The organism is Paenalicyclobacillus macrosporangiidus (genome assembly GCF_900116805.1).
In the GTDB taxonomy this organism is placed as follows: Bacteria; Bacillota; Bacilli; order Alicyclobacillales; family Alicyclobacillaceae; genus Alicyclobacillus_H; species Alicyclobacillus_H macrosporangiidus.
In genome coordinates, this window is the sequence record NZ_FPBV01000001.1 from 277,212 (window position 1) to 294,821 (window position 17,610).

At 66.3% G+C, this 17,610-nt stretch carries 17 protein-coding genes and 1 riboswitch; of the genes, 11 read left to right on the top strand and 6 right to left on the bottom strand.

The window, feature by feature from the left end:
- Positions 1-9: 9 nt before the first annotated feature.
- Positions 10-768, bottom strand: a complete 759-nt coding sequence (locus BM357_RS01235) for a CDP-alcohol phosphatidyltransferase family protein (RefSeq protein WP_074948777.1) — start codon at positions 766-768, stop codon at positions 10-12.
- Positions 761-1,519 carry a phosphocholine cytidylyltransferase family protein gene (locus tag BM357_RS01240; protein WP_245783788.1) on the bottom strand — a complete coding sequence of 253 codons (759 nt, stop codon included), beginning with the start codon at positions 1,517-1,519 and terminating at the stop codon, positions 761-763. The genes BM357_RS01235 and BM357_RS01240 overlap by 8 nt, the downstream gene beginning before the upstream one ends.
- Before the next feature lie 201 nt (positions 1,520-1,720).
- Positions 1,721-1,840, top strand: a riboswitch (SAM riboswitch).
- A gap of 139 nt (positions 1,841-1,979) precedes the next feature.
- On the opposite strand from BM357_RS01240, the gene BM357_RS01245 reads away from it, so the two are divergent.
- Both BM357_RS01245 and metX read left to right on the top strand, forming a co-directional pair.
- Entirely contained in the window at positions 1,980-3,278 is a 1,299-nt protein-coding gene (locus tag BM357_RS01245) for a bifunctional o-acetylhomoserine/o-acetylserine sulfhydrylase (RefSeq protein WP_074948779.1), read from the top strand.
- Positions 3,279-3,313: 35 nt separating this feature from the next.
- The gene (gene metX / locus BM357_RS01250) at positions 3,314-4,492 is read left to right on the top strand and encodes a homoserine O-acetyltransferase MetX (protein ID WP_083430058.1); all 1,179 of its coding nucleotides are present in this window, start codon (positions 3,314-3,316) and stop codon (positions 4,490-4,492) included.
- A 3-nt stretch (positions 4,493-4,495) separates the two neighbouring features.
- On the opposite strand, the gene BM357_RS01255 is transcribed toward metX, so the two are convergent.
- Positions 4,496-4,912 (bottom strand): hypothetical protein, encoded by a 417-nt coding sequence (locus BM357_RS01255; protein ID WP_139234504.1) that lies wholly within the window; start codon positions 4,910-4,912, stop codon positions 4,496-4,498.
- A gap of 26 nt (positions 4,913-4,938) precedes the next feature.
- Positions 4,939-5,628: a peptidylprolyl isomerase gene (locus BM357_RS01260; protein ID WP_074948783.1), complete on the bottom strand. Its 690-nt coding sequence runs from the start codon at positions 5,626-5,628 to the stop codon at positions 4,939-4,941.
- A 342-nt stretch (positions 5,629-5,970) separates the two neighbouring features.
- Between BM357_RS01260 and BM357_RS01265 the strand changes: the two genes are divergently transcribed.
- Positions 5,971-7,782, top strand: coding sequence for an AMP-dependent synthetase/ligase (locus BM357_RS01265; protein ID WP_074948785.1), 1,812 nt, complete (start codon positions 5,971-5,973; stop codon positions 7,780-7,782).
- Between the two features lie 72 nt (positions 7,783-7,854).
- Here BM357_RS01265 and folE read toward each other — a convergent pair whose 3' ends face one another.
- A complete protein-coding gene (gene folE / locus BM357_RS01270; protein WP_074948787.1) occupies positions 7,855-8,454 on the bottom strand; it encodes a GTP cyclohydrolase I FolE in 600 nt (199 codons plus the stop codon).
- Positions 8,455-8,679: 225 nt separating this feature from the next.
- Here folE and BM357_RS01275 point away from each other — a divergent pair, with 225 nt between their 5' ends.
- The 4 genes from BM357_RS01275 to BM357_RS01290 all read left to right on the top strand — a co-directional run bounded on the left by BM357_RS01275 (position 8,680) and on the right by BM357_RS01290 (position 13,055).
- The gene (locus BM357_RS01275; RefSeq protein WP_074948789.1) at positions 8,680-10,821 is read left to right on the top strand and encodes an ATP-dependent helicase; all 2,142 of its coding nucleotides are present in this window, start codon (positions 8,680-8,682) and stop codon (positions 10,819-10,821) included.
- A gap of 102 nt (positions 10,822-10,923) precedes the next feature.
- Positions 10,924-11,520, top strand: coding sequence for a hypothetical protein (locus BM357_RS01280; protein WP_074948791.1), 597 nt, complete (start codon positions 10,924-10,926; stop codon positions 11,518-11,520).
- Positions 11,521-11,676: 156 nt separating this feature from the next.
- Positions 11,677-12,381: a GNAT family N-acetyltransferase gene (locus BM357_RS01285; protein WP_074948793.1), complete on the top strand. Its 705-nt coding sequence runs from the start codon at positions 11,677-11,679 to the stop codon at positions 12,379-12,381.
- A 110-nt stretch (positions 12,382-12,491) separates the two neighbouring features.
- Positions 12,492-13,055: a DNA-3-methyladenine glycosylase I gene (locus BM357_RS01290; protein ID WP_074948795.1), complete on the top strand. Its 564-nt coding sequence runs from the start codon at positions 12,492-12,494 to the stop codon at positions 13,053-13,055.
- On the opposite strand, the gene BM357_RS01295 is transcribed toward BM357_RS01290, so the two are convergent.
- A complete protein-coding gene (locus BM357_RS01295) occupies positions 13,029-13,628 on the bottom strand; it encodes a hypothetical protein (protein ID WP_074948797.1) in 600 nt (199 codons plus the stop codon). The two genes, BM357_RS01290 and BM357_RS01295, sit on opposite strands and share 27 nt — an antisense overlap.
- A gap of 200 nt (positions 13,629-13,828) precedes the next feature.
- Here BM357_RS01295 and BM357_RS01300 point away from each other — a divergent pair, with 200 nt between their 5' ends.
- From BM357_RS01300 to BM357_RS01315, 4 genes are all read left to right on the top strand, one after another.
- Positions 13,829-14,059 (top strand): NifU family protein, encoded by a 231-nt coding sequence (locus BM357_RS01300; protein ID WP_074948798.1) that lies wholly within the window; start codon positions 13,829-13,831, stop codon positions 14,057-14,059.
- A 270-nt stretch (positions 14,060-14,329) separates the two neighbouring features.
- Entirely contained in the window at positions 14,330-15,292 is a 963-nt protein-coding gene (locus BM357_RS01305; RefSeq protein ID WP_074948800.1) for an RluA family pseudouridine synthase, read from the top strand.
- Positions 15,289-16,173: a YihY/virulence factor BrkB family protein gene (locus BM357_RS01310; protein WP_074949250.1), complete on the top strand. Its 885-nt coding sequence runs from the start codon at positions 15,289-15,291 to the stop codon at positions 16,171-16,173. The genes BM357_RS01305 and BM357_RS01310 overlap by 4 nt, the downstream gene beginning before the upstream one ends.
- 94 nt (positions 16,174-16,267) lie before the next feature.
- Positions 16,268-17,590, top strand: a complete 1,323-nt coding sequence (locus BM357_RS01315; protein WP_083430060.1) for an MFS transporter — start codon at positions 16,268-16,270, stop codon at positions 17,588-17,590.
- Positions 17,591-17,610 lie beyond the last annotated feature (20 nt).

A 17,610-nucleotide genomic window follows, 5' to 3' on the forward strand; every position in this document is an offset into this window, starting at 1 on the left:
GACACCCTCTCAGGATGGTTGTGGCGGATTCGCGGTGGCGTGGCGATGCTTGATGAACTGCACCAGCGGCCGGTACACCGCCATCAGGAGACCGAGCACCGAGACGAAGACGAAGAACGAGTACACCCAGCCGAAGGCCAGAAACACCAACTGGGCGAAGTACTGCTCGCCGATGATGAAGCCGCGGAACGGGACGAGGGCCCGCCAGCGGCGCATCTTCTGGAACGCGTCGTCCGCGCCGGGGGCGGGTTCCGCCTCCACCGGCACGCCGTTCTCATTCACCTGGAGAACGCGTCCCTTCACGCGGAACATCTCAATCTGGCCGAGGTATTCGAGGAGGTACAGCGCGAACAGGGCCACCATCGCCCACGGCCAGATGCGGCCGCCCTCCGGGTGCACCCGCACGTAGCCCCAGGCGAGGCTGAAGTACAGGGCGAATTCCTTGACCCGGTCGGCCACCTGGTCGAGCCAGCCCCCGATGGGGGAGTATTGCTGCCGGTAGCGGGCGAGCTGTCCGTCGGCGCAATCGAGCACGTAGGACACCTGGACCAGGATGAGGCCGGTGACAATCGCCGCGCGATCGCCCCGCGCGTAAAACAGGCATCCCACCAGCGCCAACAGCAGGGACCCCAACGTCAGCGCGTTGGGCGTCACCCGCGTGTTGCGGATCAGATACACGAGCCGCAGAGAGAACGGGTAGTACAGATAGTTGGTCCAGATGTCCACGGGCCGTTTGGCACAGGCGTTGATCTTCCGGAACTCACTCATCCGCGCCGACCGTCCTGAACGTACGCAGGACCTCCCGCACCGCGTACTCGTAGTCCTCCGGGAAATCCACCTCGACGCACGGCAGGCCGGAGATGTCCACCGCGGTCAGGCCGGTCTTGTCCGGCATCACGTCGAGGGCGTGTTCGAAGAACTTCATCTCGTTGCCGGGGACCGCCTCGTGCAGCACGGAGGCGCGGAACCGGCCGGCAAAGGCGCCGCTGAACTTCGCCACGCCGATGAATTCGCCAAAGCATGCGTCCGGGTTGAGGTGTTTGCCGATGGCGGTCACCTGTCCGCCTTCCACCAATACCTTGACCTCTTCCTCGCGGCACTGTTTACGGTCCACCGCGAGAAAACCGCCCTCCTCGCAAGGGGAAAGCCGGCGCAGAATCTGTTCGTCGAAGACCACGTCCGCGTTGAGATAGTAAAAATCACCGTCGTACGCCTCGAGGGCGCGCCGCAGGGAAAAGAGCGTGTTCGTGTGCCGGTATGCGTCATTGATCACGTAGGTCACCCGCATCGCGGGATGATGCTCGGCCACGTGCGCCTGTATCATCTCCCGGCGGTAGCCGACGACCAAGGTCACGTCGCGGACCCCGATGGCCGCCAACGACTCGAGCTGCCAGTCGAGGATGGTCTTCGGTCCCATGGGTAACAGGCACTTGGGCCGGTCGTCCGTGAGCGGACGCAGGCGAGCCGACTGTCCGGCCGCCAGGATGACGGCGCGGATAGGCGTCATGGAGGAAGCCATGAAGGAAACCCCTTTTCAGACTGACATCTTTCTTATTTAAACCAATCCTCGTCCATGGCGTCAAGCAAACGGGGGTTGCTGGAGATCTCGCAATTGACAGACGTCGGGGCCGGTGGTATATTACCGCTAACAAAATTCGGACCGTTCTCTGGACGGTCTGAGAAGTGGCACGCAAAGCAATCAACCGCATAGGCAGAACTGCTCTTATCCAGAGTGGCGGAGGGACTGGCCCGATGAAGCCCGGCAACCATCGGCGAAGCGAAAGGCTCGCCGAAGAGGTGCCAATTCCTGCAGCCCGCGGTGCGGGCTGAGAGATGAGAGGAGTGTGCCTGATCCGCCATCCCACTGGCCGGCTCGCCGCTCCTCTCGGAGCGGTTTTTTCATGGCCGCAGCGGCGTCTGGCTGCGGGCGGTCCTCCACCCGAGGCCGTTTCAATCTCATGGGAAGAGGAGCTGGTGACATGGCGGACAGACCTCTCGGATTCGAGACCATCGCGTTGCACGGGGCGTTCACCGGAGACCCCGCGACCAAGGCGCTCGCGGTGCCGGTCTATCAGACCACGTCGTACACCTTTGACGACGCGGATCACGCGGCCGATCTGTTTGGGCTCAGGCGCCCTGGCAACATCTACACCCGCATCATGAATCCCACGCAGGACGTGTTCGAACAGCGCGTGGCCGCGTTGGAGGGCGGTGTCGGCGCGCTCGCGCTGGCGTCCGGCCAGGCGGCCATCACCCTGTCCATCCTCAACATCGCCCAGGCGGGCGACCATCTGGTCAGTTCGTCCAACCTGTACGGCGGGACGTACAACCTGTTCGCCCACACCCTGAAGAAAATGGGCATCGAGGTGACGTTCGTCGATCCGGACGACTTCGCCGCCGTCGAGGCGGCCATCCGGCCGAACACCAAGGCGGTGTACGCGGAGACCATCGGGAATCCGCGCCTCGACGTGGCCGACCTCGCGTCACTGGCGGACATCGCCCATCGGCACGGGGTGCCGCTCCTGGTCGACAACACGTTCGCCACTCCGTACCTGTGCCGGCCCATTGAGTACGGCGCGGACATCGTCATCCACTCCGCCACCAAGTACATCGGCGGGCACGGAACCTCCATCGGCGGCATCATCGTCGACAGCGGCCGGTTCCCGTGGGACAACGGCCGGTTTCCGGGGCTGGTTGAGCCGGATGAGAGCTACCACGGGGTGTCGTACGTGCGCGACGTGGGCGCGGCCGCCTACATCGTCAAGGCGCGTGTCCAGCTGCTGCGGGATATCGGGCCCGCCATCGCGCCGTTCAACGCCTTCCTGTTCATCCAGGGGCTCGAAACCCTCGCGCTGCGGGTCCAGCGGCACAGCGAAAACGCTCTGCGCGTGGCCCGGTTCTTACAGGCGCACCCACAGGTCGAGTGGGTCCACTATCCGGGGCTGCCCGACAGCCCGTACTATGAGCGGGCGCGAAAGTACCTGCCGCGCGGCCAGGGCGCCATCCTCACCTTCGGCATCCGCGGCGGCGTGGAGGCAGGGAAGCGGTTGATTGCGAACCTGCGTCTGTTCAAGCACGTCGCCAACGTCGCGGACGCGCGCAGCCTAGTCATCCACCCGGCCAGCACGACGCACCAGCAGCTGTCCGAGGAGGCGCAGCGGGCGGCCGGCGTGACGCCGAATCTCGTGCGCCTGTCCGTGGGATTGGAGGACGTGCAGGATTTGTTGGACGATCTCGACGCGGGTCTGAAGGCGGCCGCGGCCGGGTCAGACCGCTGAACGGACGGAATTTCGGAGGCGGGGAGGTGCGGTGTATGGCGGAAACGCTCCAGGTCCGTCGCACGACCGGCTCGGCCGCCCTGCAGTGGGCGGCCCTCAGCACCGGTCAACGGCCGGATACAGAGGCTGGGCAGCACGCCTGCGGGTGGTTCCACCTGGACGACGTCGTGTTCGAGTGCGGGGCGCTGCTGCCGCGCGTGCGGGTGTACTTCGAGACGTGGGGACGCCTCAACGCGGCAGCGGACAACGCCGTCGTCGTCTGCCACGCCCTGACCGGGGATGCCCACGCCGCCGACGGCGGCGGGCGCCCCGGCTGGTGGTCCGGCCTGATTGGCCCGGGGCGGGCCATCGACACGAATCGGTACTTCGTGATTGCGAGCAACGTCATCGGCGGGTGCGCGGGATCGACCGGGCCGAGCGATCTGGCGGAGGACGGCCGGCCCTACGCAATGCGATTCCCCGCGGTAACTGTGCGTGACATGGTCGCGGTGCAGATGCGGTTGCTCGACGCGCTCGGCGTGCGGGAATTGGCGCTCGTCATCGGGGGATCGCTCGGCGGGATGCAGGCCTGGGAATGGGCGGTCATGGCCTCCGGGCGGGTCCGGCACACCATCGCCATCGCGGCGCACCCCGCCTTCCCGCCGCTCGGCATCGGGTACAATGAAGCGATGCGCATGGCCATCATGGCGGATGCGGATTGGCAGAACGGGGAGTACTACGGGACGGGGCGGACGCCGCAGGCGGGGCTCGCGGCGGCGCGCGCCATCGGGATGCTGACGTACCGCACGGACCTGCTGTTCGAGGAGCGGTTTGGCCGCCGCACGGCCGAAGCGGGGGACGGCGCGCCGGCGTCGCCCCGCTTCGCGGTGGAATCCTACCTGCGGCACCAGGGCGACAAACTGAACCGGCGCTTCGATGCCAACAGCTACCTGTACCTCACGCGCGCCATGGACAGCCACGACATCGGCCGGGGCCGCGGGGGGATGGAGGCCGCCCTGCGCCAGGTGCGGGGCCGGCTGACGGTCATCGGGATCGACACGGATTATCTGTACGCGCCCCGGGACCTGCGGCGAGCGGCGCGCCTGGCCGCCGATTGCGGGGTGGCGAGCAGCTACCGGGAGCTGTCTTCCAAGTACGGCCACGACGCCTTCCTGATTGAATTCGAACCGCTCTCCCGGATGGTGGAGGAGGCGCTGCGCGAACCGGTTCGGTGAGGCTCAGGGCTGGCTGTTGCCGGGCTGCTCCTGTACCAGGACGAGGTAGCCGGACTGGCCGTCGGTGTTGACGTGGATGCGTTCGGCCCGATACCAGGTGCCGTCGAGCTGCACCCGGCCGCCCGCCTGGTAGTCGGTCCCTTCCGGGCCCTGGGTGGGCGGGCCCTCGGCGGGGAACTCGTCCACCACGCGCCGGGCCTGCGAGACCTGGACGACGTACGTCTGCCCGCCGCGCTTGGCCAGGTTCCAGTGTTCCTCCGGGGTGTCGGCCGGGGTCATGGTGACCGGAATCTGCACGGTCACGCCCTGGTGGCGGGCTTCCGGCGGCATCGCCAGACTGGGCGGCCCGCCGCGGCGGAAGAAGAGGAGGGCCGCCACCGCCAGGGCGACGAGGATCCAGTGGGTTCGTTTCACAGACATCCCTCCTGCGGGCGCCGGTTTCCAGATCAATGGACCTGGATGTCGATGGTCTGGATGACGGCGTCCTTCGTCGGGAAGCTCTGTTCGCCGGTCATCGGGTTGGTGGTTACGGGGATGGCGGCGATCTTCTGCACCACGTCCATGCCGCTCGTCACCTGTCCGAACTGGGTGTAGTTCGGGTTTTGATCCAGGGACTTAGCGTCCGGGCCGGTGCAGATGAAGAACTGGCTCCCGTTGGTGTTCGGCCCGGCGTTGGCCATGGCGACAATTCCCGGCGCGTACGAGTGTTTGGGCGGCAACTCGTCGGCGAACTGGTAACCCGGGCCGCCGGTGCCGTTGTTGAGCGGATCTCCCGTCTGAATCATGAACGGCTGAATGATGCGGAAGAACTTGTCATTGTCGTAAAAGTGGTGTTCGCACAGGAACACGAAGTTGTTCACGGTTCGAGGGCTCTCTTTGGCGAAGAGGGAGACGGTGAAATCCCCGTAGTTGGTGTGGAACACCGCGTCATACTGCTTGGCGGGGTCAATCTGCATCGCCGGCGGCTGGGACCACTGGGGTTTGCCGGCCGCGGTCCCGGTGGAACCGTTGCCTTCACTGGCCGTGTTGCCGGCCGAACCGTTGCCTGCATTGGCCGCGTTGCCGGCCGAACCGCAGCCGACGAGGCCGAGGAACAACAGCGCCGCAGCGCCCATGCGCCATTTCGGATGAAGCATGCTCAATCCCTCCTGTCGGTCGCCTGACGCGCGACATCCCCTTTTTGCATTCCAGGCCGGTGGAACGACTCCTGCCGCTCCGGGGAAAATGTGCGGATTTTTTCACAGGCCAGGCAGGAATGTCGAATGGTGTCGCGAATGTAACCATAGGATTCAATGAAACCGCTTCCCGGGGGAACGGGTGTCTCCGCGACCAGCCGACCGGTCGGTTGATTGGTGCCCCGGTGGCGGCCGGGGGAATTCGGTTCGGGTCGTGCAAGCGTCGTCCATCGTGATCGTCGGTTTGGCAAAATGGGAATGCGGGTATGTTTGCCTGGATCCTGTCCCGGAGGCGCATGAATCATGCAGGAAGCGCGAAACTTGCTGGAAATGCTCCACACGTCGGTGGAACGGTACGGAGAGCGCACCGCGCTGTGGGATCCGCTGCAAGACGGCAGCTACGCCACGTGGACGTACGAACAACTGTGGCGGGACATCCACCGCGTGGCGTCCCGCTTGGCGGAATGCGGGGTGGGGCGGGGCGATTACGTCGGTCTCATTGCCAACACGCGGGCCTGGTGGCCGATTGCGGACTTCGCCATCATGAGCCTCGGCGCGCACACGGTGCCCGTGTATCCCAGCGTCCCGTCCAACCAGGCGCAGTTCATCCTGGCGCACGCCGGCGTGCGCGCGGTGTTCGTGGAGAACGCCGAACAGTTGGACAAGGTGGTGGCCGAGCAGGCCCAACTGCCCGCACTGGAGTTCGTCGTGGTGCTCGACGAGGTCGCCGACGGGCCGCTGGACAGGGCGCGGGCGTTTTGGCCGGTGTACCGGCTGCGCGACTGGCTGCGCGGGCGCGCGGGCCTGCGGGAGGCCGAGTGGGAAGCGCATTGGCGCGCCCTGGGGCCGGAGCACGTGGCGACCATCGTGTACACGTCCGGCACCACCGGGTTTCCAAAAGGGGTTCAGCTCACCCATGGCAACCTGGTGGCCAACGTGGAGGGCATCCGGCAGGTGGTGCGCCTCCGTCCCGAGGATCGATCCCTCTCCTACCTGCCCCTGTCCCACATCTTCGAGCGCACCGCGGGGCAGTTCGTCCCGTTGCAGGCGGGCGCGTCCATCGCGTACTCGCGCGGGATGAAGTACATCACGGAGGATTTTGTGCGCATGCCGCCGACGGTGTTCACGACGGTGCCGCGGCTGCTCGAGAAGGTGTACGAGGCGGTGCAGGCCCGGGTCCAGGCCGCCCGTGGGCTGCAACGGCGGATGATGGAGCGGGCGCTGGCCGTGGGAACGGCGGCGCGCGTCGACGGCCGGCCGGTGCCGGCGTGGGAGCTGGCGCTGTACGACCGGCTGGTGCTGCGCAAGGTCCGCCGGGCGTTGGGGGGCAGGCTTCGGGCCGTGATTGTCGGGGGGGCGCCGATGCCCTTGTACGTGGGCCGCTTCTTCACCGCCATCGGCGTCCCGGTGGCGGAAGGATACGGGATGACGGAGACCTCGCCGGTGGTGAGCGCCAATTTTCCGGAACGACCCCGGCTCGGCACGGCGGGCAAGGTGCTGCCGAATCTCGAGGTGCGCATTGCGGAAGACGGCGAGGTGCTGGTGCGGGGGCCGAGCGTGACGCCCGGGTATCTGCACAACGAGGAGGCCACGCGAGAGGCCATGGACGCCGACGGCTGGCTGCACACCGGAGACATCGGGGAACTGTCGGAAGACGGATACCTGCGCATCACCGACCGCAAGAAGAACCTGCTGGTGCTCTCGACCGGCAAGAAGGTCACGCCTGCGCCCATCGAGGGGGCCATCGTGCAGAACCCGTACATTGACCAGGCGATGCTCATCGGGGCGGGATACAAGTACGTCAGCGTGATCGTCGTGCCCAATGAGGAGGCGGTCGGCCGGTGGCTGGCGCAGCGGGGGCGGCCCTTACCGCGCGCGCAGTGGTCCCACGACGCCGAGCTGGCGGATTTCCTGCTCGCCCAGGTGACGGAGGCCACGGCCGCATTCGCCCCGTTCGAGCAGCCGAAAAAGGTGTTGGTGGCGCGGGAACCGTTTACGTTGGAGAACGAACTGCTGACGCCGACGTTGAAAATTCGCACGCGCCACGTGTTGGCGTTGTACGCGAAGGAGATTGAAGCGTTGTACGGCGAGGCGAAGGAGACATCCCCCGCGTGACACGGAGGCGGGGCATGGGAGCGGCGGCCGGATCGTACCAGATCCGGCCATTTCCATCTTCCATGCAACGGTTCAGCCGCGGCCGATCATCTGCAGGAACTCGCGCCGCAGATCCGCGTTGTGCTGGTACTCGCCGCGGGTCGCGACGGTGATGGTGCGCGACCCGGGCTTGCGGATCCCGCGTGCGCACATGCACGTGTGTTCCGCGTCAATCAACGCCATCACGCCGTGGGGCTTCAGCACCCGGTCGATGGTGTCGACAATCTGCTCCGTCATGCGCTCCTGGACCTGCAGCCTTCGGGCGAAGACGTCCACCAGCCGCGCAATCTTGCTGATTCCGACGATGGTCTGCGACGGAAGGTAGGCGACATGTGCCTTGCCGAAGAACGGCACCATGTGGTGCTCGCACAGGCTGTAGAAGGTGATATCGGAGACAATCACCGGGCCCTGCGCCGTCTCGTCAAACGTCGCGCTGAGCACGCTCTCCGGGTCCATGCGCATGCCGCCGAGCATCTCTTCGTACATCTTGGCCACCCGCAGGGGCGTATCCACGAGGCCGTCACGGGTGGTGTCTTCGCCGAGTAACCGGAGGATCTCCCGCACGTGCTCGGCGATCTGATCCCGCTCGTGCACCGGCGCCGGGATGACCTGCTGGTTCGTTTCTGTCCGCATCGGTGACCTCCTCCACCGCCGTCAGCGGGCGATGATACTTACGATGATGAACGTTTTTTGCCGGGTTGGCAAGCTCGTCCGCCCGGTTGCCCGCCCATCCCGCCTCCGGGGGTGCCCCATCGCGCTTGACCGTTCGTCCTGGCCGGCAGTATGCTGGACGTCTGTCGGCGTTCCATTTCACAACGCATCGTGCGGACACCCACAAGCGAGAGGAGCGAAGACCGGATGAGGCCAGCGAGGACAGCCACTCCCGCGGCGGGGGCAGGCTTGCTGGACGGGCTCAATCCCGAGCAGCGGCAGGCGGTGACGACCGTCGAAGGCCCGCTCCTGGTGGTTGCGGGCGCGGGCAGCGGGAAGACAAGCGTGTTGACCCGGCGGATCGCCTATCTCCTGCAGGTGCATCAGGTTCCCGTGCATCACGTGCTCGCCATCACGTTCACCAACAAGGCGGCGCGCGAGATGAAGGACCGCATCCGGGCGCTGGTCGGCCGGCAGGCGGACGACCTGTGGATGGGCACGTTCCACAGCGTGTGCGTGAAGATCCTGCGCCGGGAGGCGGAAGGAATTGGATTCACCCCGGCGTTCACCATCCTCGACGCCGATGATCAAAAGAACGCCATTCAACAGGCGATGCTCGACCTCAACCTGGACCTCAAGAAATTCGACGCGGGCGCCATCCAAGCCGCCATCTCCCGGTGGAAAAACGAACTGCGCGGCCCGGACCAGCTCCGTGCAAAAGACATCAAGCGCCTCGGCGACCAGGTGGCCGCGCAGGTGTACCAACTGTATCAGAAGCGCCTGTTCGCCGCCAACGCGATGGACTTCGACGATCTCATCGGCCACACGGTGCATCTGCTCGAATCCCGGGCCGATGTGCGGGAGCGTTACCAAGACAAGTTCCGCTACATCCACGTGGACGAGTACCAGGACACCAACCACGCCCAGTACCGGCTGGTCCGGCTGCTCGCCGGCAAGCACCGCAACCTGTGCGTCGTCGGAGACTCCGACCAGGCCATTTACGCCTGGCGCGGCGCCGATATCACGAATATCCTCCACTTCGAGCGGGATTATCCGGACTGCACGACCATCACCCTCGAGACCAATTACCGGTCCACCGAGATCATCCTCGAGGCGGCCAACGAGGTGATCCGCCACAACACGCGCCGCAAGGAGAAGAATTTGCGCAGCGTCCGCGGCCGCGGGGAGCCCATCCGCGTGACGGCGTTGACCGACGGCGAGGACGAGGCCCGCTACGTGGCGGATCAGATCCGCATGCACGTGGAAGCGGGCGGCCGCTACGGGGACTGCGCGGTGCTCTACCGGGCCAACGCCCAATCCCGGTTGATAGAGGAAGCGTTGATGCAGCAGGCCATCCCGTACACCATCGTCGGGGGCCTGACGTTCTACGACCGCCGCGAGATCAAAGATGTCATGGCGTACCTGCGGGTGCTCGCCAATCCAAAGGATGAGATCTCGCTGTTGCGCATCATCAACACGCCCAAGCGCGGCTTGGGGGAACAGACCGTGGGCAAGCTGTTGGAGTTCGCCCACGGGGAGGGGTTGACCCTGTTCGATGCCCTCGGCCGGGCGCGAGAAGCGGGCGTGGGCGACAAGGCCGCAGACGCCGCCGAACAGTTCCACGCCATGATGGAGGAGCTGATGGCGTGGATGGAAGGCATGCCGGTCAGCGAGTTTCTGGCCGAGGTGCTGCACGCGACCGGCTACCGGCGCATGTACGCGGAGAGCCCCAAGAAGGAGGACCAGCAGCGGCTGGAGAACATCGACGAGCTGTTCAGCGTGACGAAATCCTTCGATCGCCGCCGGCAGGGCAGCCTGTTGGAGTTCCTGGCGGAGGTGGCGCTGCTGAGCGAGGTCGACAAGGAGAAGGGAAAGCCTGAGAACGCGGTGCGGTTGATGACCCTGCACGCGGCGAAGGGGCTGGAGTTCCCGGTGGTGTTCATGATCGGCATGGAGGAAGGCGTCTTCCCGCACGCCCGTTCGATGGACGATGAGATGGGCGTCGAGGAGGAGCGGAACCTGTGCTACGTCGGCATCACCCGGGCGCAGGACGTGCTGCACATGACGTACTGTACGGAGCGCACGCTGTACGGGCAGGTGGCGGTACGCGAACCGTCGCGATTCTTGGCGGAGCTGCCGGCGACGCACATCGTGCATCAGTCCCTGACGGCCGCCGAGCTGTACACGTGGAAGCCGGGGGATCGGGTGCGCCATGCCCAGTTCGGCGAAGGCATCGTGACGGCGGTGTGGCCGGCCTCCGACGGCGGGGAGGAGGAGCTCGAGGTGATGTTCCACCCGTCCGTGGGGATGAAGCGGTTCCCCAAACGGTATGCGAAGCCCGCCGGATGACGGGATACGGGATTGGTCAGCCGCCAGGGAAGATGTTAGAATAGGACAGACACGACGGTTCGTGACCATGGCCTCGGGGCCCGGGTGCAGGAGGAAGATGGGGTGCGCTGGATTTGGATTGTTGTCGTCATCCTGGTGTTGGCGGGCTTGTACATCTGGATGTACAGGTATGCCCGGAAGCGGCAAGAGGCGTTTGACGCCCAGTACGAGGCGGCCAAGGAGCGGCGCGAGGTGTTCGTGTTGCACAAGCGCATCGTGCGCGAGCGCCCGCAGTCCGGTTGGCTGAAGTTTGCCCGTTTCAAGACCTACCAGGTGGTGGGGCGGGTCAATGTCTCGCAGTCGTTGCGGGGCATCCAGATGAGCCGCATGCAGACGGTGACCTTTCAGACGACCAAGTCGGAGTATGACAAGATTCAACCGAACCACAAGTACAAGATGGATATCGCCGGCAACTACATCGGTTACGTGCTGGCACCGCCGCCTGTGAAGGAGAACAAGAAGGACCGCACCAAGGCGAAGGAGAAGGGGACCGACAAAGGGGCTGCCAAGAGCAAAAAGACTTCAGCGGCGAGCCAGGGCGGACCAGGCGGCCGGGGCTTGCGGGGCGGCCAGGAGAATGCCGCGGAGGCAAAGGGCCGCCTGCGCCGTCTGGTGCGCCTGGGCCGGCGCGGCAAGGACGGAGACACCGATCACTCATAGAGATCACAGGACATACAGATCACGGGGCGGCCGCCGATGTCAGGGCGGCCGCTTCCGGTAAGGCGTGCTGCCGGCGCACCTCGGCATGGCAACCGCCCGCACGCGCGCATAAGCTGTGGTGAACATCTCGGTGTTTGACAGAGGAGGTTCACGCAGATGCGGGCAAAGGGAAAGGGACGCACCCGGGGCCGTCCGGCAGTTCGCGTTTCAGCGGAGTTCGCGTCCGGGCCGGCGCAGCGCGCCGGCGGTGCAGGCGCCAGGACCGGGCGACGGAAGACCGGCAAGCGGCGGACGCATGGTGCGCGCCCCGGCAAACCGGCGGAGGTGCTGTTGACGTTTCGGGCGCGAGAGCCTGGCGACGACGCGTTCATCCTGCAGTTGACGGAAGCGGAGTTGGACGATGTGCATCAACAGTCGTTCGGGGTGCCGTTTCCGAGGGAGCAGTTTCTCGCGTATCTGAGGTCCGGCGCGCCCACCGTGGTGGTGGAGAGAGACGGAAAACCCATTGGGTATTACTCGTATCTCATCGCGCCGGATGGAAAGATGCACGTCAGCGCCATGGTGATTGACCCGGCCCATCAATCCGAAGGCATCGGCACACGGGTGATGCAGCACATGGAGGACGAGGCCAGGGCGCACGGCGTGCATACAATGGAGGTCTTCGTGCAGGCCAACAATGAGAAGAGCCTGGCCTTCACGCGCAAGTTGGGCTTCGTGGAGCGATTTCGGGTCGCGCCCCACTCCATCTGTTTTCAAAAGCCGGTGGCGGGCGTGGCCGGGCCGGAGGGCCCCGCACCGGGGACGGGGGTGCAGCCGGCTCAACAGGTTCCCGGCATACCGCTGGGTGTCCCGCCCATGTGAAAGGGAGGCGGCCGTACGGCGCGTGTGCGGCCGCCTTCCGGGTGCCGCCTGGTGGACAAGGGCCGGAACCGGGAGGATCAGCGAACGACGGGTTCGGGGGGAACGTGCACATGGCGTCGACGGAGGACAAGCCTCGTTGTCGGTGGGTGACCGACGAACAGTTGGCGCGGTATCACGACGAGGAGTGGGGCCACCCGCCGCAATCGGATGCGGGATGGTTCGAATTCGTCGTCCTCGAGACCTTTCAAGCGGGGTTGAGCTGGCGGACCGTCTTGCACAAACGGGAGGCCTTCCGTCGCGCTTTCGCAGGCTTTGAGCCCGGCTCCGTCGCCCGTTTCACGGACGACGACGTCCGCCGGTTGCTGTCCGACCCCGGCATCATCCGCAACCGCAAGAAGATTGAAGCGGCGGTGGAAAACGCCCGCATCGCGCTGCAGTTGGCGGAAGCGCACGGGTCGCTTGCGAGGTTCTTTCACGGGCTGGCGTCCTGTCCGGACCCCCTGCGCGTCTTGCAGGAGACCTTCCGGTTCGTCGGCCGTACGACGGCGGAGAGCATCGCCTTTGCCACCGGTCTCCTCGCCCCGCCCCACGATCCGGGGTGCTGGAAGGCTGACGCGGAGCGTGCGCAGGCGGGAGGTGCGCCAGGGTCAGGGACCGGCTCCGCCTCCGTTTGACGCGCCGGGGCTCGGTACGGTGGGGCCGAGCGGGGGGAGGTTCCGCGCGGTTTCTTGGGGATTCGGCCGGTAGCTCTCGCCCGTCCGGCTTGGGCGATTGCCCACGCGCTGCAGCAGGTCGTTCAGTTGCGCCTGCAGCTCGGCGTGCATCCGGGTGAGTTGTTGGTGAGTGGCCTCCAACTGCGCCAACTTTTCCTGGGTCTCGTGCAGCTCCTGCAACACTTTCGCATAAGCGGCCGACGCGCCGGGCGCGGGTGAGTTCCCGGAGCGCGCCGAAGCGGGGGATTTGCGCCGGACGGACCCGCGCGGCCGTGCGGATGCCGTGGACGCAGCCGGCGCGGGCCGGACGGGCGGCCGGTCATGGGAGCCGGCGGTCGGGCGGTTCGCCGTACGGTGGGTGAATTCCCGCGCCGGTGGCCCGGAGACGCCCCCGGCGTCGCGCGCAGCTTCGCCCGCCCCGCCGCGGGCATCCGGCGGCGGGGCCGCACGCCGCTGCGCTTGCGTCGCCCGGACCGCCTGGTTGTAGGCTTTGACAATCATCGGGATCCACTTGAAACGGTCTAACCCGGGCATTCCTCGGTCCTCCCCGTCCGTGGGGTGCTGGCGTATTATTGTATGGAACGGCGGGCGAGGGCGGCTGGGCGATGGTCAGAGTCGGCAGGTGCACGAGGGTGTGGACGCCGGTCCTCCTGCAGCCGTTCGGGAAGAGGGAACGCCCGCCGCTTGTCAAGAATCGCATGGATTCTGTAACATAAAGGGCGGAGGGATCTGCGATGTCGGTTGAGGATCGAATTCAGGAGGCGCTGGCGGGCATCCGGGACGCCATTCAGATGGATGGCGGGGATGTGGAGTTTGTGTCGTATGACGACGAGACCAAGACCGTCTACGTCTCTTTGACGGGGAGCTGTGTCGGGTGTCCTGCGAGCGTGCTGACGCTGAAGATGGGCGTGGAACGGGCCATCAAAGCGCAGGTCCCGGAGGTGGAGAACGTCGAGGCCTACTGAACCTGTGCCCATCCGGGTTCATCTTGTGAGCGGTTTCCAGCGCGGCCGGGTGTTCGGCCGCGTTTTTTGTCGCACCCGACATGGGCGTTCGTGCTGACGCACGACCTGCTCCGTTTGTGCTACGCAAGACACTTCGCGAAACGCCCATGCAACGGGTGAAGGAGTGGGGCGGAGCGGAGCGACTTGCGCAGCGGAAGCGGAGCGCCGCCCTCCACCCCGCAGGTTGGCAGCAGGGGCGGATGGCGATGCTGAAGGGTGGAGGGATGGATCATGGAGGTCGCCGTGCAGGGAGACGCGTTGGTGGTGACGGTGCCGGCGGAGATGGCCGGGGCGCCGTGCCGCGAGGTGTTGCGCGCTCTGTCGCTGCCGGAGGGATTCATCCGCCGCCTGTTCCAGGACGGCGCCGTCCGCGTCGGCCGTGCAGCCGCGCATCCGGACGATTCGCTGGTCCCCGGACAACGGGTGCGCATCGCCGGGGGCGTGGAGGAAGACGAGCCGCTGTTGGAGCGCATCCCCGAGGGGGCGTCGGGCTGGCCGCCCGTCGAGGTGCTGTTCGAAGACGACCATCAGCTTGTCGTCCATAAGCCCGCTGGCGTTCTGGTGCACCCCGGCGGGCCGGAGGATTCGGACACCATGGCGCACCGCGTGGCGTGGTATCTGCAGTGGCAGGGGTTGCGCCGGCGGGCGCGTCATGTGCACCGGCTTGATCGCGATACCACCGGCGCGCTGGTCTACGCCAAGCACGCCTACGCGGCGCGGGCGTTGGATCAGCAACTGGCGGACGGGGCCCTCACGCGGGTGTACTGGGCGCTCGCGGCGGGGCGCTTGGTCCCGGACAGCGGCGTGATTGACGCGCCCATCGGACGGGACCGCCATGTGGCCGGCCGGTACCGTGTCTCGCCTGGCGGGAAGCCGGCGCGTACCGAATACGCCACCCTCGTCGCGGTCCGTCAGGCGAACGGCTGGGTGTCCCTGGTGGAGTGCCGCCTGGACAGCGGCCGCACGCACCAGATCCGCGTCCACCTGGCCAGCCGTGGCTGCCCGGTGGTCGGGGACGTGTTGTACGGGGGCGGACCGGGGGCGGGCGCGATTCGGTGGCCGGGCGGGCACGCGCTGCACGCCAGATGGGTGGCGTTCCATCACCTGTATAGCGGCCGCCGTATTGAAGTGGAGGCGCCGCTGCCGGAGGCGTTTGCGACGGTTTTGGAACGGCTGGAGCTGTGGCCGCGATGAAACCGGGGAGGCGGAAGGGACTCGCCGGGGGCGTGCGGGCGGCGTGGGGCTTCCTGTGGGACTTGGCGATGTCCGTGGCCAGGCACGACATCGCCTCCTTGGCCGCGGTGATCTCGTTTTACGCCTTTTTCTCCCTGTTTCCTCTTCTGCTCCTGATCATCTACGCGGTGTCGCGCCTGGTGCCGGACGCGCAGATGGCCCAACTGCTGATGTCGATGTTGCATCCGTATTTCCCGGCGCTGGAAGAGGAGAAAGAGGTGATAGAGGTCAACATCGGGTGGCTGTCGGCGGCGGGCCCGCGCGTGGGGGTGTTGAGCGCCATCACCCTCCTGTGGTCGGCGACCAGCGGTTTCATCGCCGTGCAGCAGGCCATGGATGTCATCTGGGAGTCCCCGCAGCGTTCGTTCCTGGCGCGCCGGTGGATTGCCTTCCTCATGCTGTGCGTATTGCTGCTCCTCGGCCTGGGGTCGGCGCTGGTCATGACCGTATACCCGGCCACACACCGGTTTGTCACAGACAATCCCGCGCTCGCGGTGCCGCTGCACGTCCTGCACGGCCTGTCGCGGGTGGTGTTCCCGCTGTCGCTGTTCCTCGGCTTCTTGGTGTCGTACCGCTATCTGCCCTCCCGAAAGCCGCCGTGGGTCGCGCTCGTGCCGGGCGCCCTGACGGCGACCATTCTGCTCGACAAGGGGCGCCAATTGTTCCTTTGGTACGCGGGCCTGGCCATCGGTCGCTATCAATTGGTGTACGGGACCCTGACCGCCGTGATGCTGTTCTTGTTGTGGTTGTACATCGGCAGCATCGTGACGCTCTTCGGGGTCGAGGTGGCCGCGGCCATCGACCGCGCGCTGGAAGACGAGGGCGGCGGAGAAACGGCGTAAAGGAGCACGCGGAGCGCTTGGCCGCCCGTCCTCGGCCCACACCGCCCGCAGGGCGCCGGCACGCCGGTTTACAAGCGTACGGCGTGTTGGCAAGATGGGAGTGTTGCCCGGCGGCGTGCGTCGGGTCTCGGCTGAGGTCGACAGGGCGGTGAACGGGTTGCGCGTGCAGTGGGACAACGAGCGGTTGAGCATCGCCAACGGCAGCTTCGCGTCCATCAGCATGAATATCGTGAACGGCTTTGTGGCGATGTATCTGCTCGACAGCCTGCACGCCACCGACGCGGAGATGGGGTTGCTTAACTCGCTGCCTTCGCTCGTCAACCTGTTTGCGATGTTGGCCGCCGCCCTCGCATTGACGCGCGTGCGGAGCAAGAAGCGCTTCTGCGTCGCGGCGACCACCGTGTCCCGCACGTTTTACGTCTGGATGGCCCTGGTGCCCTGGCTGCCTCTCGCGCATCCAGCGCTGTGGGTGGTGTGGCTGGTGGCGCTGACCCGGGTGCCGCAATCGTTCGGGGATCTGTCGTGGCAAGCCCTCATGGGCGACCTGATAGCGCCCGAGCGCCGCTCCGCGTTTTTCAGCGAACGGTACCGGGTGCTGACCATTGTCGGGCTGGTGGCGACGTTCGCCACCGGATGGGTGCTGCAGCAGTTCGACAAGCATTGGGCTTTGCCGTACCAGATTGCGTTTCTGTCGACGGTCTTCTTTTCCATCCTCGAAATCTGGCTGCTGATGCGCCACGACGAATCCAAGGCGGAAGGGCTCGCCGAGGGCGGGGCCGTACCGGTTCGGCTGTTCGATCGCGCGGGACTCACGGCCCTGCGCCGGGATCGCCGCTACTGGCTCGTGGCCGGGGCGATGCTCCTGTTCAACTTTGGGTGGCAACTGTCCTGGCCACTGTTCAACATCTATCAGATCTCGACCGCGCACGCGCCGGCTTTTTGGCTCGGACTGTTCACAGTGTTCAACCAGTTGAGCCAGGTTCTCACCTATCGCTGGTGGGGGAGGATGGCCGAAAAACACGGCAACGGGCGGATGATGGCGCTGGCCGCGCTGGGGATGGCCTCGGCGCCCGCCCTGACCATCGTCTCGACCAACCTGTACTACCTGTGCGCCATCAACGTCTTGACCGGCATCCCCCTGGCGGGGGCCAATTTGCTGTTGTTCAACTACCTGCTGGAAGTCAGTCCGCCGCAACGCCGCACCACTTGCATCGCGGTGTACAACGTGCTGCTCGCGGTGGTCGGTTTCGCCGCCCCCGAGTTCGGCATCTACTTGCTCGGACAGGCCGGGATGACCGCCGGCATGCTCACCTCGACCCTCCTGCGCGGCGTCTCCGGCCTCGCGTTGTGGTGGGTGGCGGTGCACCTGGCATCCCCGGTGTCCCGCCCGGTGTCGTCCGTGCCCCACGGCTCCTGACCGTACGTGTCTCGCGCCGC

What these genes read in the sequence shown, in the direction of transcription:
- BM357_RS01260 (WP_074948783.1), bottom strand. Translation starts at nt 5,628, where the DNA reads ATGCTTCATCCGAAATGGCGCATGGGCGCTGCGGCGCTGTTGTTCCTC.
- BM357_RS01255 (WP_139234504.1), bottom strand. Translation starts at nt 4,912, where the DNA reads ATGTCTGTGAAACGAACCCACTGGATCCTCGTCGCCCTGGCGGTGGCG.
- metX (WP_083430058.1), top strand. Translation starts at nt 3,314, where the DNA reads ATGGCGGAAACGCTCCAGGTCCGTCGCACGACCGGCTCGGCCGCCCTG.
- BM357_RS01275 (WP_074948789.1), top strand. Translation starts at nt 8,680, where the DNA reads ATGAGGCCAGCGAGGACAGCCACTCCCGCGGCGGGGGCAGGCTTGCTG.
- BM357_RS01245 (WP_074948779.1), top strand. Translation starts at nt 1,980, where the DNA reads ATGGCGGACAGACCTCTCGGATTCGAGACCATCGCGTTGCACGGGGCG.
- BM357_RS01235 (WP_074948777.1), bottom strand. Translation starts at nt 768, where the DNA reads ATGAGTGAGTTCCGGAAGATCAACGCCTGTGCCAAACGGCCCGTGGAC.
- BM357_RS01290 (WP_074948795.1), top strand. Translation starts at nt 12,492, where the DNA reads ATGGCGTCGACGGAGGACAAGCCTCGTTGTCGGTGGGTGACCGACGAA.
- BM357_RS01285 (WP_074948793.1), top strand. Translation starts at nt 11,677, where the DNA reads ATGCGGGCAAAGGGAAAGGGACGCACCCGGGGCCGTCCGGCAGTTCGC.
- BM357_RS01265 (WP_074948785.1), top strand. Translation starts at nt 5,971, where the DNA reads ATGCAGGAAGCGCGAAACTTGCTGGAAATGCTCCACACGTCGGTGGAA.
- BM357_RS01300 (WP_074948798.1), top strand. Translation starts at nt 13,829, where the DNA reads ATGTCGGTTGAGGATCGAATTCAGGAGGCGCTGGCGGGCATCCGGGAC.
- folE (WP_074948787.1), bottom strand. Translation starts at nt 8,454, where the DNA reads ATGCGGACAGAAACGAACCAGCAGGTCATCCCGGCGCCGGTGCACGAG.
- BM357_RS01295 (WP_074948797.1), bottom strand. Translation starts at nt 13,628, where the DNA reads ATGCCCGGGTTAGACCGTTTCAAGTGGATCCCGATGATTGTCAAAGCC.
- BM357_RS01240 (WP_245783788.1), bottom strand. Translation starts at nt 1,519, where the DNA reads ATGGCTTCCTCCATGACGCCTATCCGCGCCGTCATCCTGGCGGCCGGA.
- BM357_RS01305 (WP_074948800.1), top strand. Translation starts at nt 14,330, where the DNA reads ATGGAGGTCGCCGTGCAGGGAGACGCGTTGGTGGTGACGGTGCCGGCG.
- BM357_RS01310 (WP_074949250.1), top strand. Translation starts at nt 15,289, where the DNA reads ATGAAACCGGGGAGGCGGAAGGGACTCGCCGGGGGCGTGCGGGCGGCG.
- BM357_RS01315 (WP_083430060.1), top strand. Translation starts at nt 16,268, where the DNA reads ATGGGAGTGTTGCCCGGCGGCGTGCGTCGGGTCTCGGCTGAGGTCGAC.